The following is a 15,588-nucleotide window of genomic DNA, read 5'->3' on the forward strand; positions in this document are numbered from 1 at the left end:
GCTAGGCCTTCTCCTTCGCGTGCTCGGCGATCACCTGCTCCGTCACCTGCACGAGCCCGCTGATCGCCGGATAGCCCGCGTACGGCGCGAGCTGGATGATGCACTCGCGCAGCGCGTGCGCGTCGAGCTCGCCGTTCGCGAGCGCCGAGGCGGCCTGGATGCGCCACACGTCGGCCGCGCCGCGCCCCGCGATCACGCCCATCACGAGCAGACGGCGGTCGCGGACCGAGAGGCCGTCGCGCGTCCAGACCTCGCCGAACACGTGGCGGACCATCAGATCCATGAAGTCGCTCGAGCCCTCGGGCGGCGCGGGCACGGCGTTCGCGTAGACGCGCTCGAGCGACCTCGCACCCTGCGCATAGCGTTCCGAATCGCTCACTCCTGCTCTCCTCGTTGGTCGCGGGACGGGGATCGCGCGGCCTCGGACGCGGCCGCGTCGCATCCGAAGCGCCGCTCGCGGCCGGCAGCGCGCACGACGACCTCCGCGCTCGCGAGCGCGCCGCGCCGCTGCGCGACGCCGCAGAAGGCGTCCACCGTCGCCGCCGCATCGCGCGGCCACTCGCGTTCGGCCTGCGCGACGGTCGCGTAGGCGACGACGAGACGCGCGGCGCCCGTCGCGCGCACGACCTCGACCGCGCACGTCACGGCCTGCCGCTCGTCGCCCGCCTCGCACGGCGCGCGCGCGGGCTGCCACGCGGTGCCCGGCGCGCGCCGCCACTCGGGGCCGGGCGGCGTCGAGGGCGGAGCGGCGAGGCTCCCGTCGGCGGACTCCGCAGCTCCGGGGGGCGTCGTCGCCTCGGACGTCGCACGCGCGCCGTCGCGCGGCGCCGCCCCGAAGAGCTCGCGCAGCGCGTCGGCGGCCGTGCGCGGCGTCCCCGCGCGCGGAGCGGAGGGCGGCGACGCCGCGGCCGACGCACCGGCGGGCGCAGCCGCGGAGCCCGGCGCGGGCGCCGGTGCGGACGGGGCGGCGGGCGCGAGAGGAGTCGCGTCGGCGCGCGCGGCGGATGGCGGTGCCGCCGCGCCGCGCGCATCGGCGCGCAGTGCGAAGCGCGACGGCGCGCGGTCGCGCCCGAGGCTGCTCAGCGCGACGCGCAGGTAGTCGTCGAGGAGGACCTCGATCGGCTCGCCCGCGCCGTCGCTCCGGAGCTCCGCGCGCCAGAGCCGCTCGCGCGTCGCGTCCGTGCGGCGGACGTCGACCGACAGCCGGCGCGCGTACCGCGCGTCGGCCTCGAGGAGCGATGCGGCGTCCGCGGCGGCGCGGTCGAGCGCGATCTCGACGGCGACGTCGCCGCCGTCCGCCGGCGCAGGCCGCCACGCGCGGCCCGCGAGCGCGCGCGCGACGGCGCCGGCCGCGATCGCATCGAGCGTCGCGTCCGTCGGCGGTGCGACGACGACCGCGTAGCTCGCCTCGTCGGGAAGCGGCGCCTCCGCGCGCGACGCGACGTCGCCGCGGACGTAGCGCGGGATGCCGGTCGCGCATGCGAGGGCCGCGGCGAGCGCGCACGCGGCGCCGAGGCGGGAGGCGACGGCGCGGTGGCGGGCGAACGGAACGCGGCGCGGCATGCGCCGAGCTTACCCGAACGCGCGTCGCGCGGAGGTCGCGCGCGCGGCGGTCTTTCGCGGCATTCCCAACCTGCTACACAGCGCGCACGGTCGTCCGCGGAGGAGCGGGAACGAGGCCAGGTCGGCGCAGCTTCCCGCCTTCCCCGTCACCGCGGACTCCGAGCAGGGACACCTTCGCCGGGCCTCCGCCCGCCGCGTTCTCGCTCGGACCGCCCCCCTCTCTCGAGGTCGGTTCGCGCTCGTCCGATGGTGGGTCGCCCGCTCGCGAGGGCGTTCCGAGGCGACAGCCATGTCCGACTCCCCGGCTTCCTACGAAGGCGCGATCGATCGCGGTCTCGAAGGCGTCATCGCCTGCTCGACGGCGATCAGCACGATCCACGGCACGACGCTCCTCTACCGCGGCTACACGATCGAGGACCTCGCCGCGAACGCGTCGTTCGAAGAGGTCATGCACCTGCTCTGGTTCGGCGCGCTGCCGAAGCGCGACGAGCTCGCCCGCCTGCGCGCGCTGCTCGGCGAGAGCTACGCGCTGCCGCCCGAGGCGTTCGCGTGGCTCCTGAGCCTTCCCAAGGACGTCCATCCGATGGACTTCCTGCACGCCGTCGTCGCCGGGCTCACGCTCCACGACCCGGACGCGAACGACCTCACGAACCCGGCGATGGTGCGCAAGGCGACGCGGCTCACCGCGCGCTTCGGCTCCATCGTGACGTCGTACGACCGCGTGCGCGGCGGCCACTGGCCGTTCGAGCCCGATCCGGCGCAGTCGATCGCCTGGAACTTCCTGCACGGCCTGCAGGGCGGCGAGCCCGACCCGCAGCGCGTGCGCGACTTCGACACCTGCCTCGTGCTGCACGCCGACCACGAGCTCAACGCGTCGGCCTTCTCGGCGCGCGTCACGTCGAGCACGCTGTCCGGGCTCTACTCGTCGGTGATGGCCGCGATCGGCACGCTCAAGGGCTCGCTCCACGGCGGCGCGAACGAGCAGGTGATCCGGATGCTGCTCGAGATCGGCCATCCCTCGCGCGTCGACGACTTCCTCGAGCGCGCCTTCGCGCAGAACGCGAAGGTGATGGGCTTCGGGCACCGCGTGTACAAGGAGGGCGACCCGCGCGCGAAGATCCTCGAGCGGATGAGCGAGCGGCTCACGCGCGAGGCCGGCCACCCCGAGCTCTACGACATCAGCCGGCTGCTCGAGGAGAAGATGGCGGCGCGCAAGGGGCTCATCCCGAACGTCGACTTCTACTCGGCGAGCGTCTACCACAGCCTCGGCATCCCGACCGACCTCTACACGCCCATCTTCGCGATGAGCCGCGTGGTCGGCTGGTGCGCGCACGTGCTCGAGCAGTACGCGAACAACCGCATCTACCGCCCGCGCGGCCGCTACGTCGGCGCGACGGGGCGCAGCTACACGGCCATCGATGACCGCTGACGCGCACGGCTCTCCACACGCCCCGTCCACCGACGCGCGCGCGCAGCGCACGCGCGCCGACCTGCGCGCGATGCTGCTCGACGGCTTCTCGTTCAGCGTGATGGTCGGGATCGGCGAGAGCTACCTCGCGCCGTTCGCGCTCGCGCTCGGGCTCGGCGACGTGACGGCCGCGCTCGTCGCGACGGCGCCGATGCTCGCGGGCGGGGTGCTGCAGCTCGTGACGCCGGCGGCCGTCGGCTGGCTCGGCTCGCACCGCCGCTGGGTCGTGCTGTGCGCGTCGCTGCAGGCGGCGAGCTTCGTGCCGCTCGCCGCGGCCGCGCTCGCGGGCTCGATGTCGCCGTGGCTGCTGTTCGCGACGGCGTCGCTCTACTGGGGGCTCGGGCTCGCGGCGAGCCCGGCCTGGAACACGTGGGCCGGCACGATCGTTCCCGCGAGCGTGCGCGTTCGCTTCTTCGCGCGCCGCAGCCGCTGGGCGCAGGCCGCGCTGCTCCTCGGCCTCGTCGCGGGCGGCGCGGTGCTGCAGCTCGCGAGCGAGAAGGGCGTCCCGCTCGCGGGCTACGTCGCGGCCTTCGGCGTCGCGTTCGCCGCGCGCGCGATCTCCGCGTTCTACCTCTCGCGCCAGAGCGAGCCCGCGCCCGTGCCGATCGGCGAGACGCGCGTGTCGCCGGCCGCCATCCGCGCGCACCTGCGCACCGGCGGCCACGGCCGCCTGCTCGCCTATCTGCTGGTCTTCCAGGCGAGCGTCTACGTCGCCGCGCCGTTCTTCACGCCGTACATGCTCGGCCCCCTCGGCTACGACTACGTCGGGTTCACCGCGCTCACGGGCGCCGCGTTCCTCGCGCGCGTCGCCGCGCTCCCGCTGCTCGGTCGCGTCACGAAGCGCGTCGGGACGCGCCGCGTGCTGTGGCACGCGAGCATGTGGATCGTGCCGCTCCCGCTCGCGTGGCTCGTCACCGACGACTTCGTCTGGCTCTTCGCCGTGCAGCTGTGGTCGGGCGTCGCGTGGGCCGCGTTCGAGCTCGCGAGCCTGCTGTCCTTCTTCGAGCACATTCCGCAGCGCACGCGCACGAGCATCCTGTCCGCGTACAACCTCGCGAACGCGGTGGCGATCGCGGTGGGCAGCGTGATCGGCGGCGTCCTGCTCGACGCGGTCGGGCGCGGCGCGGCGGCCTATGCGGCCGTGCTCGTGGCGTCGGCGATCGCGCGCTTCGTCGCGCTCCCGCTGCTGCGCGGCATGCCCGACGTCGTGCCCGCGTCGGCGACGCCGATCCCGCTGCGCACGATCGGTCTGCGCCCGTCGGCCGGCGCGCTCCAGCGCCCCGTGCTCGCCGCGCTCGACGGCGAAGACGACGAGTCGGGGCCGGGCGAGCCGCGCGCGGCCGTCCGGTAGCGCCTAACGAGCGCCGCCGTGCGCACGCCCGCGCCCGCGCCCGCGCCGACGGCGCGCGCGGAGCGCGGCCAGCGCGGCGAGCGCTCCGGCCTGCAGCGCGATCGCCGACGGCTCGGGAACGAGCTCGACGGAGAGCGCGCCCGCGCCCTCGAGATCGATGCCCACGCCGCGCGTGTCGAGCACGAGGAGCGTCTCCTTCGTCGGGTCGGCGTCGGCGTCGGGCGCGCGGATCGCGAGGCCCGGGCCCGCGCGGAGGGTCGCGAGCGTCGGCGTGCCGAGCGTCGCGACGTTGCCGAGCCGATCCGTCGGCACGATGCGCACCGCCTCGACGCCCGCGCCCGTGTCGACGACCAGCGGGTTCAGCATCTCGAGGACGGCGCGCGCGCCGGCCGCGTCGAGGCCCGGTCGCAGCGGGTGGCCCGTCGCGGAGTCGTAGGTCGCGCTGCTCGCGAGCCGCGCGAGGCCGAACGACGCGACGGCGCCGCTCTTCGCGTCGGCGACGTCCGTCGTCGCGTCGCTCCCGTCGGCCACCAGCGTGAACGCCTCGCCGTAGTCGTCGCGCACCGGGTCGGGCGTGAAGTGGTCGGTCACCTCGACGCCGACGGGCTCGTTCTCGCCGGGCGGCCCCGGCAGGTTGCCGTCGATCACGTCGTCGGGATCGGTGCGGAGCAGCGCCGGCAGACGCGTCATCACGGCGGGCCCATCCGGGACGACGCCGCCGAAGAACGAGGGGCTCGTCGCACCGACGTAGGCGACGGCGGTCGCGACGATGCGGAGCGGCGCCTCGTCGGGGCCGGCGACGCCGACGAAGAGCTGCGCGGGCGCCTGGCCGCTCGCGAAGAAGCCGAAGCGGCGGCCGACGGCGGCGATCTCCTGCTCCTCGATCGTCTCGTCGTTCGGGTCGCCGTCGAGCGCGGTGACGCCGACGAAGCCGTCGCCGTCGAGGTCCGCGAACGCGATCACGAGCACCGGGTCGCCCTCGAGCTCGGGCGACACGATCGCCATCCCCTCGGCGGGTGGCGTCGTCCCGTCCGAGATGGCGACGACGACCGGGATCGAGGCGCCGGCGCCCGCGGGCTCGGCGATCGCGATCGGCACCGCGCTCGGAATGCGCAGCGGCGATGTCGGCGGGATGGCGCCGGCGAAGCCGGTCAGGCCCGTGCGCACGACGAGGTCCACGTCGCCGATCGCCTGCGGGTTCGGGACGACCGACGCGTCGGGGAGCACCCAGGGCGCGCCGGGCACGAGCTCGACGATCTCGCTCGTCGCGGGGTCGACGAAGTCGCCCGAGAAGACGGGATCCTGGGCGCGCGCGTCGCGCGCTCCGCCGGCGACGCACGCCAGCGCGAGCGCGATCACCGCGGCGATGCGCGCCGCGCCTGCGCTCCGACGCCGCGCGCTCACGACCCGCCTCCCGGCTGCGCGTCGAGCACGACGTCGACGGGCATCTCGTTCGAGAGCACGGGGCTCCCGCCGTCGATCACGAAGATGCGCACGCGCGCGTCGGCGAGCGGGAACGCGGTCGAGAGCTCGAGCTCGATGCGCCCCTTCGCGACCAGCACGTGGCGCGCGGTCGCCGACGGCGCGCCCGCGCTCGCGAGCGCCGTCGCGTCGGCCGGATCGAGCCCGTCGGCGAGGCCGGCGTGGCTTCCCTCGAACGCGCCGTCGGAGAGGTCGAAGCGCACGTACTGCGCACCGCCCACGCCGTCCCACACCACGACCTGGATCGGATACGGGATCTGCACGAGGTCCTGCTGCGGGAACACGGCGTCGAGCTGGATGCGCGTGCGCGCGTCGCCGCGCGCCGCGCGCGCGGCGTAGATCGCGAGCACGGGGTCGGTCGGCGTGGCGCGCGCGGCGGCGGGCGCGGTCGCGACGAGCGCCATCGCGACGAGCGCCGGAAGGAGGCGCGCCCCGGCGCACCTCGCGCGAGTGCCTGCGAACGCGGTCATTCCGGGAGCCCCCACACGACGGTCGCCACCGAGAGCCCGCCGGCGTCCGCGAGCGCGAGGCCGGGGAGCACGAGGCAGGCGACGCCCGCGGCCGGCATCGGCGCGCGCGTCTGGCGCACCGTCTCGCGCGCCTCGTTGCGCACCGCGATGCGGCCGTCGCCCGCGCGCACGCGGCCGAGCTCGGACCCGTCCGCGGCCACGATCTTGTAGCCGTACTCGCGCGCCTTCAGGTCGAACAGCACGGCCTCGCCGCGCTCGAGCGCGAGGTCGCCGTCGGGCTCGCGCGTGAGCCGCAGCGCGCGGGCGGCGTCGCCGTCCCCGGGCGTGAGCACGAACGCGTCGCCGCGATCCTCGATGCGCCCGACGATGCGGTCGTCCGCGTCGCGCACGGTGATGGTGCGACCGTCGATCGCGTATGCGGCGAGCAGGAGCCGTCGGCCGTCGAGCAGGCGCACTCCTTCTCCGTCGCGCTCGAGCACGAGTGCGGTCTGGCCGTTGTCCGTCTCGAGCTTCGCGACGTCGAACGCGATTCCCGCGCCGGGCGCGACGGGCCCGCGCGCCGCGGGCGCGCTCGCGCAGCCCGCCCCGACGAGCGCGACGAGCCCGAAGAGCGCGAGGAGAGTCGGCGTCCGCCGGTCGGGGGTGGAGCCGTCGAAGCCTAACATCGGGAGGACCTCCGGGGAGCGAGCGCGAGAGCGAAGGCGAAGGCACAGGCGACCGGGCCCGCGACGTCGCCGGTGGCGGCGAACGCCGTGGTCGGACCGCCCGGCACGACGTCGGCGTCGAGCGCGGTCGCCGCGTGCTCGGGAGCGCGCGCGACCACGCGCCCCCAGGCGTCGATCGCCGCGGTGACGCCCGTGTGGGTCGCGCGCAGGACGGGACGGCCCGTCTCGACCGCGCGCAGCACGGCCGATGCGAAGTGCTGCTCGACCGCGCCAGTGCGGCCGAACCAGCCGTCGTTCGCGACGTTCACGAGCACGTCCGCTCCGTCGTGCGCGAGCGCACGCGCGAGCGGCGCGAAGGCGATCTCGTAGCAGACGAGCGCGCCGATGCGCAGGCCGTCGCGCGCGCCGAGCACGCGCGGTGCCTCGCCGGCCCGCGTGTCGTGGCCGGAGACGCCGAGCGCGCGCAGCGGCGCGGGCACGTACTCGCCGAGCGGCAGCAGGTGGACCTTGTCGTGCACGGCCTCGACCGCGAACGCGTCGTCGAGCGAGAAGGCGGAGTTGAAGAGCGCACCGGGCTCGGCCGCGTCGCTGCGCGGCGCGCCGACGAGGAGCGCGCGCGGGCGCGTCGCGCGATCGGGCCAGGCGCGCGCGAGCAGCCCGAGGTTCGCGGGGAGCACGGCGCGCAGCGCGTTCTCGGGCCACACCGCGAGGTCGACCGGGCCGCCCGCCGCCGTGAGCGCGACGAGCCGGTCGAGCTCTGCGCCGACGCCCGCGCTCGAGGCGCGCGCGGCGGCGCGCGCGTTCGGCTGCACGAGCCGCACGTGCACGGCGCCCGTTCCGCCCGTTCCCGACGCGAGCACGGCGCCCGGCCGCGGCGCGCCGCCCGCGCCGCCGTCCGCGAGCCCCGACGCGAGATAGGCGGCGGCGAAGCAGGCGCCGACGCCCGCGAGCGCCGCGAACGCCGGGCGCCGCGCCGCCGCGCCGCGGAGCGCGGCCACGGCGAACGCGCCGTTCACCGCGGCGACGAGGAGCGCGAGCCCCGCTGCGCCGGTCCACGCCGCGGGCTGCAGCAGCGCGGGCGCGGTCGTGAGCGCGTGCGCGAGCAGGATCCACGGGAGACCGGTGAAGAGCGTCGAGCGCAGCAGCTCGGCCGCCGTCCACGCGACGGCGACGCGCGCGATCGCGACCGCGGCGCTCCGCTCCTCGAGCGGGCCGGCGAGCGCGGCGAAGGCGGCCATGCTCCCCGCGCCGAAGACCTGCCCGACCGTCAGCGCGATCGCGAGCGCCTCCCACGGCGAGACGCCGAAGTAGGCCGTCGAGCTCACCGCGGCGGGCACCACCGTCGAAAGACACGTCGCCGCCGTGCCGGCGAGCCAGCCGAGCACCGCGCGCTCGCGCGCGCCGCGCCCGGCGAGCGCGACGACGAGCGGCACGCCGCACGCGAAGGCGAGGGGCCACGCCGAGCCGAAGGGCGCTCCCGGCTGGGCCGCCGCGTAGAGCGCGCCGCAGCCGAGCGCGAGCGCGCCGCGCCGGGCGCGCGTCGCGGCGAGGCGCGTCGCTAGGCGGGGTGCCTGCGTGGGCTCCGCGGCGCGCACGCGCGCGCTGCAGGGTACGATCGCCGGCTCCGGAGGTGTCGCCGCGTGCAGAGGTCGCTCGTTCCCGCGCTCGTCCTCGGCGCGCTCGTCGCGGCGCTCCTCGCGACCGTCGCGCAGGGCTCGCTCCGCCTTCGCGAGCGGCCGTTCCCCGGCTTCCTCGTATGGGACAACGGGGCGCTCGTCGCGTTCCACGACGAGAGCTTCACGGGGGCGCTCGCCGGCCTTCCGCTCGGCAGCGGTCGCATCGTCGAGGTCGACGGCGCGCCGTTCGAGGGCGGACGCGCGCTGCTCGAGGCCGCGCGCGCGCGGCGGGCCGGCACGGTCGTCCGCTACCGCGTCGCGACGGAGGAGGGGGAGCGCGACTACGCGGTCCCGACGATGCGGCTCTCGTTCCAGAGCTTCGTCGCGACGTTCGGCAACTACCTGTTCAACGCGTTCTGCTTCGCGGGCATCGGCGTGGTCGCGCTCGCGCTGCGGCCGGACTCGGCGCAGGCGCGCGCGCTCGCCGGCGCGACCGTCGCGATGGGCCTGCTCTTCGCGCTCGCGATCGACTACTTCACGGCCTACCGGTTCACGCGGCTGTGTCAGCTCGTCGAGGCCGCGAGCCCGCTGCCCGTGGCCGCGCTCGCGCTGCACTTCCCCGCCGTGCGCGGGACGCGCGCGCTGCGGCGCGGCGTGCTCGCCGTGCTCGGCGCGGTCGCGGCCGCCACCTTCGCCGCGCAGGTCGCGTGGTTCTACGACGCCCCGGAGCGCGCGCGCATCGCGACGCTCGTCGCGTACGTCGAGCTCGCCGCGATCACGGTCGGAATGCTCGCCGGCCTCGCGCACGCCGCGCTGCGCGGCGCGACGACCGACGACCGCGTGCGCGCGGCGATCGTGCTCGCCGCCGCGGTGAGCGGCCTGCTCGTGCCCGCGCTCGCGATCCTCGCGTTCTTCGGGCTCGGCGCGGGCTTCTCGTTCACGTGGGTGACGTTCCTCCTGCCCGTCTTCCCGGCGGCCGTGCTGTTCGCGACGGTCCGCCACGACCTGCTGCGCGCCGAGCGCTTCGCGCGGCTCGCCGTCGGCTACGGCGTCACGACGGCCGGCCTCGCGGTCGGCTACTCGTCGCTCCTGCTCGTGCTCGACCGCTGGCTGATCCGCAGCGGGGCGCGCGGCACGCCGGTCGAGTTCGCGCTGCTCGTCGGCGTCGCCGCGTCGTTCAACCCGCTGTACCGGCGCGTGCAGTCGGCGATCGATCGCGTGTTCTACCGCTCCGACCTCGACGCCGCGCGGCGACTCGAGCGCCTCTCCGTGCTGCTCGCCGCCCGTCCTTCGGAGGCCGAGGCGGTCGAGATCGTCGCGCGCGAGGTCGGCCTCGCGCTGCAGGTCGACGCCGTGGAGATCGCGCTCGGCCCCGAGGTCGCGGGCGGCGGCTTCGCGCTGGTCGAGCCGATCGTGCACGGCGACGACCGGCTCGGCGCGCTGCGCTGCGGCGCCAAGTCGTCGGGTGCGCCGTTCTCGGCGGCCGAGCGCGACTTCGCGGTCGGCGCCGCGAGCCAGGCGGCGACCGCCATCCGCAGCGCCCGTTCGCTCGAGGACCTGCGCGCCGCGCAAGACGCGCTCGTGCGCGCCGAGCGCCTCGCGGCGATCGGCGAGGTCGCCGGCGCCGTCGCCCACGGCGTCCGCAACCCGCTCGCCGGCATTCGCGCCGCCGCGCAGATGGCGCAGGAGATCGACGACCCCGCCGAGCGCGCCGAGACGCTCGGCGACCTGATCGCGGGCGCCGACCGGCTCGACGAGCGCGTGCGCCGCCTGCTCGACTTCGCGCGCATGCTCGCGCCCGAGATCGAGCGCGTCGACGTGCGCACCGTCGTCGAGAACGTCCGCTCCGTGCTCGCGAGCCGGGCCGCGAGCCAGGGCGTCGCGCTCGAGGTCGTCGCGCGCGCGGAGGGGCCGATCTACGCGCACGCCGACCCCCGCCAGCTCGAGGAGGCGCTGCTCGAGCTCGTCGGGAACGCGCTGCACGCGACGGGCGAGGGCGGCCGCGTCGCGGTGGGGATCGAGGCGGATGCGGCGCGCGTGCGCGTCGTCGTGCGCGACACCGGGCGCGGCATTCCCGCGGCCGTGCAGGCGCGCGTGTTCGACCTGTTCTTCACGACGCGCGAGGAGGGCACGGGGATGGGCCTCGCGACCGTGCGCAAGATGCTCGAGCGCCAGGACGGGAGCGTCGAGCTCGTCGAGAGCGGTGCGGGCGGCACGGCGTTCGCGCTCGAGGTGCCCGCGGCGGCACCCGCTGCGGCGTAGCTGCGGGCCGCGCGGCGCGCGCGATCGTTCCGACCGAGGGGCATGCGTACCGACTCCCCGCCGGAGGTCGCCCGCACGCGGGCCCTCCGGACGCGAATCCCGTTCCTGCCGACGAGCCACAGCAAGCGCCGTGCCTAGTCGATCTCGAACTTCTCCATCCGGTACCGGAGCTGGTCGCGCGTGAGGCCGAGCAGCTTCGCGGCCTGCGTGCGGTTGCCGCTCGCGCGCTCGAGCGCCTGCGCGATCAGGTCCGCCTCGAGCTCGGCGATGTGGATCCCGCCGTCGGGGAGCACGTAGCGCCCTCCCGCGGCCGCCTCGCTGCCGCGCGCCGCGCGCAGCATGGGAGCGAGCACGCTCGCGTCGATCGTCGCTCCGCTCGCGAGCAGCAGGCCGCGCTCGATCACGTTGCGCAGCTCGCGCACGTTCCCCGGCCACGGATACTGGCGCAGCAGCTTCTCGGCATCGCCGTCGAACGACGCACCGGGCCTCCCGTACTGGTGGCCGAGCTCGGCGCAGAAGTGACGCGCGAGCGCCGGGATGTCCTGCGTCCGCTCGCGCAGCGGGGGCACCTCGAACGCGAGCACTGCGAGGCGGTGGAACAGGTCGGCGCGGAACGCGCCGTCGGCCACGGCGGCGTCGAGATCGGCGTTGGTCGCCGCGATGACGTGCACGTCGAGCGCGCGGTCGCGCGAGGCGCCGAGCCGCCGCACGCGCTTGTCCTCGATCACCTTGAGGAACTTCGCCTGCACGCCGAGCTCGAGGTGGCCGATCTCGTCGAGGAAGATCGCCCCGCCGTCGGCCGCCTCGAACAGGCCCGCGCGCGCCCCCGTGGCACCGGTGAAGCTCCCGCGCTCGTGCCCGAAGAGCTCCTCCTCGACGAGCGTCGACGGAAGCCCCGTGCAGTTGAGCTCGATGAACGCGCCGCCGCCGAGCGCCTCGTGGACGGCGCGCGCGATCAGCCCCTTGCCCGTGCCCGTCTCGCCCGTCAGCAGCACGGTGGGGCGCTTGCCGGGCGCGAGCTTCGCGTCGGCGAGCCGATCGATCTGCTCGAAGATCGCCGCGATGCGCGGGTCGGTGCCGATCACGTGGCCGCGCGCGCTGCCCCCGCGGCGGCGGTGGTAGGCGAGCTCGCGGTCGGCGCGCCGGCGCTCGAGCGTGCGGTCGATGGCGAGGCGCAGCTCGTCGAGGTCGAGCGGCTTCTGCAGGTAGTCGGCCGCGCCCTGCTGCATGGCCTGCACGGCGTCGGCCACCGAGCCGTACGCGGTCATCATGAGCACGGGCAGCTCGGGCGCGCGCTCGAGCAGGTCGCGCAGCACGTCGAGACCGGAGGCGTCGGGGAGCCGCAGGTCGACGAGCGCGAGGTCGGGCTCGGCGGTCGCGAACGCGTCGAGCGCCTCGGCGCGACTGCCGGCGAGCGCGGCGTTGTGGCCCGCTCCCTGGAGCGCGCGCTGCAGCTGGCGGCCCAGCAGGCTCTCGTCCTCGACCACCAGGATGCTCGCCATGGCGGGCCAACCTAGCACCGGCGCCGACGCGCTCCGACGGGCGATTTCGCGCGTCGCCGGGGGATATCGCGCGCCTTCATGCGTTGCTCATCGGGAGGGCGGGCGGGGCGGTGGCACCGCCCTTGCAATTCTCCCGCGCGAGATTCGAACGCCTCGGAGGTGCACGTGGACCGCGATGCCCGACCCCGCGTCCTGCTCGTCGAGGACGAGGCCATCCTGCGCCGGAACCTCGCGCGCCTGCTCGAACGGCGCGGCCACGACGTGCTCGCCGTCGCGTCGATCGGAGAGGCGCGCGCGCTGCTGCGCGAGGGCACCGTCGACGCCGCGGTCCTCGACGTCGGCCTGCCCGACGGCGACGGGCTCGACCTGCTTCCCGAGACGGGCGCGTCGCACTCGCTCGTGATCTCGGCCGAGGTCGACGACGGTCGCCTCGACGCGTCGGGCGTCGCCCACTTCCTCCGCAAGCCGCTCGAGCTCGCCGCCTTCGCGCGCTGCGTCGAGGGGCTCGTGCACGGCGACCGCGCCGCATGAGCGGCCCGCCGGGCGACTTCACGCGGTGTGCGCGTCGTATCGCGCGGTGCCGCGCGTCGCGACGACGCAGCTTCGTGAAGAGCACGGCATAACGATTGCAGTCCGGTGACTGCGGGAAGTCCTCCCGCGGAGTCCGACGCCGTGACCGCCACCGCCATCCTGCCCTTCGAGTCCGCGACCGGCCCGATGCCGGACGCGGGGAGGAGCGAAGCGCTCGTGAGCCCTTCCTCGCCGCGCCGGCCGCGCATCGCGCTCTACTCGCACGACACGATGGGCCTCGGACACGTGCGTCGGAACGCGCTCGTGGCGGAGGCCATCGCGCGCTCGGTCGACTGGGAGATCGACGTGCTGCTGATCAGCGGTGCGCGCGAGGCCCACGCGACGCGTCTCCCGCGCGGCTTCGACTCGCTGACGCTGCCCGCGCTGCGCAAGCACGCCGACGGGAGCTACGGCGCGCGCAGCCTCCGGCTCCCGCTCCCGGCGCTCATCGCGCTGCGCAGCGAGACCGTTCGCGCGGCGCTCGTCGCCTACGAGCCCGATCTGCTCGTGGTCGACAACGTGCCGCGCGGCGCGGTGGGCGAGCTCTCCGCGACGCTCGAGGCGCTCTCGCGACGCGGACGCACGCGGCTCGTGCTCGGCCTGCGCGACATCGGCGACGACGCCGCGGTGACGCGTCTCGAGTGGGAGCGGTCGGATCACGCGCGCGCGATCGCCCGCTACTACGACCAGGTCTGGATCTACGGCGACCCGTCCGTCTACGACCGCGCGCGGCTCGACGGCCTGTCGCCGGCGCTCGACGGGAAGATCCGGTTCGCGGGTTACCTCGATCAGCGGGCGCGCGCGGAGAACGCGGGCGCCGACTTCGCCGCGTTCGCGCGCGAGCACGTCCCGACGCTCGACCCGCACCGGCCGTTCGCACTCTGTCTCGTCGGCGGAGGCCAGGACGGAGCGCGGCTCGCGGAAGCCTTCGCCGACGCGGAGTTCGGCGCGGGCCGGCACGGCGTCGTCGTCGCCGGCCCGTTCTGCCCGGCCGGCGCGCTCGCGCGCCTGCGCGCGCGCGCGAGCGCACGCGGCGACCTCCACGTCGTCGACGCGGTCGGCGAGCCCGCGCCGCTCGTCGCCGGCGCGGAGTGCGTCGTGAGCATGGGCGGGTACAACTCGATGTGCGAGATCGCCTCGTACGGCAAGCGCGCGCTCGTCGTTCCGCGCACGCACCCGCGCGTCGAGCAGCGGCTGCGCGCCGAGCGGTTCCGCGCGATCGGCGCGATCGACGCCGTCCTGCTGCCCGACGAGCTCGACGCGGCCGCGCTGTCGCGCTGGATGTGCGCGCCGATCGACGGCGTGCCGACCGAGCGCGCGAAGCTCGACCTCGGCGGCCTCGCGCGCGTCGCGGAGCTCGCGCGCGAGCTGCTCGCCTCGACCGCGCCGTCTCGCTCGCCCTTCGCCTTCGCGCCCGGCCCGGCGCCCGTCGGCGGGGGGCACTGACGTGCGCATCGGCTACGTCCTGAAGCGCTACCCGCGCCACTCCGAGACGTTCGTCGTCAACGAGATCCTCGCCCACGAGCGCGCGGGCGAGCAGCTCGAGATCTTCGCGCTGCGCGCGCCCAACGACGCGCACTTCCAGGACCTGATCGCGTCGGTGCGCGCGCCCGTCCGCTATCTCCACTTCGACGGCATCAAGGCGACGACGCTGTGGGAGGGCGTGGAGGCGGCGGCCGCGCGGATCCCCGACGTGTTCGGCCGACTCGACGCGGCGCTCGGCCTCGACGCGCGCGAGGTCGCCCAGGCCGTCCACCTCGCGGCGCACGTCCGCGCGGCCGGCATCGAGCACCTGCACGCCCACTTCGCGACGGCGGCGGCGCGCGTCGGCGCGCTCGCCGCGCACCTCGCGGCCGTGCCGTTCACGCTCACGGCCCACGCCAAGGACATCTTCCACGAAGAGGTGACGACCGAGGGGCTCGCGCGCATCGCGCGCCACGCCGCGTGCGTCGTGACGGTGAGCGACTTCAACGTCGAATACCTCGAGCGCGAGTGCCGGCTTCCCGCGCGCCGCCTCGTCCGCATCTACAACGGCCTGCCCCTCGACGCCTATCGCTTCGTCGACGCGCCGCGCGAGCGCTCCATCCTCGCGGTGGGGCGACTCGTCGAGAAGAAGGGCTTCGAGGACCTCGTGGAGGCGTGCGCGATCCTCGCCGAGAGCGGGTATCCCGTGCCGTGCACGATCATCGGAGCGGGGCCGCTCGAGGACGAGCTGCGGGCGCGCGTCCGGAGTGCGGGGCTCGCCGAGCACGTCCGCCTCTGCGGTGCGCTCCCGCGCTCCGAGGTCGCGCGCCAGATGGCGCGCGCCGGCGTGTTCGTCGCGCCGTGCGTCGTCGGGCGCGACGGAAACCGCGACGGCCTCCCGACCGTCCTGCTCGAGGCGATGGCGCTCGGCACACCGTGCATCGCGACGGACGTGACCGGCATTCCCGAGGTGCTGCGCGACGGCGAGACGGGCCTCGTCGTGAAGCCGCACGACCCGGCCTCGATCGCGCAGGCGATCGACCGCGTGCTCGCCGACGGCGCGACCGCGACGCGGCTCGCGCGCGCCGCCCGCGAGCGCATCGAGCGCGACTTCGACCTGATCGCGAACGCCGGCGCGCTGCGCGCCGAGTTCCGGCGGGCCCGGGTCGACTAGC

At 75.9% G+C, this 15,588-nt stretch carries 13 protein-coding genes; 6 read left to right on the plus strand and 7 right to left on the minus strand.

What is annotated here, in order from left to right:
* Nucleotide 1: 1 nt before the first annotated feature.
* Both R3E88_12345 and R3E88_12350 read right to left on the minus strand, forming a co-directional pair.
* A complete protein-coding gene (locus R3E88_12345) occupies nt 2-379 on the minus strand; it encodes a carboxymuconolactone decarboxylase family protein (GenBank protein ID MEZ4217263.1) in 378 nt (125 codons plus the stop codon).
* The gene (locus tag R3E88_12350; GenBank protein ID MEZ4217264.1) at nt 376-1,563 is read right to left on the minus strand and encodes a hypothetical protein; all 1,188 of its coding nucleotides are present in this window, start codon (nt 1,561-1,563) and stop codon (nt 376-378) included. Before R3E88_12350 ends, R3E88_12345 begins: the two co-directional genes overlap by 4 nt.
* Nucleotides 1,564-1,852: 289 nt before the next feature.
* Between R3E88_12350 and R3E88_12355 the strand changes: the two genes are divergently transcribed.
* Nucleotides 1,853-2,992, plus strand: a complete 1,140-nt coding sequence (locus tag R3E88_12355) for a citrate/2-methylcitrate synthase (protein MEZ4217265.1) — start codon at nt 1,853-1,855, stop codon at nt 2,990-2,992.
* A complete protein-coding gene (locus R3E88_12360; protein MEZ4217266.1) occupies nt 2,982-4,382 on the plus strand; it encodes an MFS transporter in 1,401 nt (466 codons plus the stop codon). Before R3E88_12355 ends, R3E88_12360 begins: the two co-directional genes overlap by 11 nt.
* Nucleotides 4,383-4,385: 3 nt before the next feature.
* Here R3E88_12360 and R3E88_12365 read toward each other — a convergent pair whose 3' ends face one another.
* The 4 genes from R3E88_12365 to lnt form a co-directional block, all read right to left on the minus strand.
* A complete protein-coding gene (locus R3E88_12365) occupies nt 4,386-5,786 on the minus strand; it encodes a hypothetical protein (GenBank protein ID MEZ4217267.1) in 1,401 nt (466 codons plus the stop codon).
* Nucleotides 5,783-6,268 (minus strand): hypothetical protein, encoded by a 486-nt coding sequence (locus tag R3E88_12370; GenBank protein ID MEZ4217268.1) that lies wholly within the window; start codon nt 6,266-6,268, stop codon nt 5,783-5,785. Before R3E88_12370 ends, R3E88_12365 begins: the two co-directional genes overlap by 4 nt.
* A gap of 62 nt (nt 6,269-6,330) precedes the next feature.
* Complete coding sequence (locus tag R3E88_12375; protein ID MEZ4217269.1) at nt 6,331-6,999, minus strand: hypothetical protein; 669 nt, start codon at nt 6,997-6,999, stop codon at nt 6,331-6,333.
* Nucleotides 6,993-8,594, minus strand: coding sequence for an apolipoprotein N-acyltransferase (lnt, locus tag R3E88_12380; protein MEZ4217270.1), 1,602 nt, complete (start codon nt 8,592-8,594; stop codon nt 6,993-6,995). Before lnt ends, R3E88_12375 begins: the two co-directional genes overlap by 7 nt.
* 45 nt (nt 8,595-8,639) lie before the next feature.
* Between lnt and R3E88_12385 the strand changes: the two genes are divergently transcribed.
* Entirely contained in the window at nt 8,640-10,877 is a 2,238-nt protein-coding gene (locus tag R3E88_12385) for a HAMP domain-containing sensor histidine kinase (protein MEZ4217271.1), read from the plus strand.
* A gap of 134 nt (nt 10,878-11,011) precedes the next feature.
* Here R3E88_12385 and R3E88_12390 read toward each other — a convergent pair whose 3' ends face one another.
* Nucleotides 11,012-12,379 carry a sigma-54 dependent transcriptional regulator gene (locus R3E88_12390; GenBank protein MEZ4217272.1) on the minus strand — a complete coding sequence of 456 codons (1,368 nt, stop codon included), beginning with the start codon at nt 12,377-12,379 and terminating at the stop codon, nt 11,012-11,014.
* A gap of 165 nt (nt 12,380-12,544) precedes the next feature.
* Between R3E88_12390 and R3E88_12395 the strand changes: the two genes are divergently transcribed.
* The 3 genes from R3E88_12395 to R3E88_12405 all read left to right on the plus strand — a co-directional run bounded on the left by R3E88_12395 (nt 12,545) and on the right by R3E88_12405 (nt 15,587).
* Nucleotides 12,545-12,910, plus strand: coding sequence for a response regulator (locus tag R3E88_12395; protein MEZ4217273.1), 366 nt, complete (start codon nt 12,545-12,547; stop codon nt 12,908-12,910).
* A 141-nt stretch (nt 12,911-13,051) separates the two neighbouring features.
* Nucleotides 13,052-14,395, plus strand: coding sequence for a glycosyltransferase (locus tag R3E88_12400; GenBank protein ID MEZ4217274.1), 1,344 nt, complete (start codon nt 13,052-13,054; stop codon nt 14,393-14,395).
* A gap of 1 nt (nt 14,396) precedes the next feature.
* Nucleotides 14,397-15,587: a glycosyltransferase gene (locus R3E88_12405; GenBank protein ID MEZ4217275.1), complete on the plus strand. Its 1,191-nt coding sequence runs from the start codon at nt 14,397-14,399 to the stop codon at nt 15,585-15,587.
* Nucleotide 15,588: the final 1 nt, after the last annotated feature.

The organism is Myxococcota bacterium (assembly GCA_041389495.1).
GTDB lineage: Bacteria > Myxococcota_A > UBA9160 > UBA9160 > UBA4427 > JAWKRT01.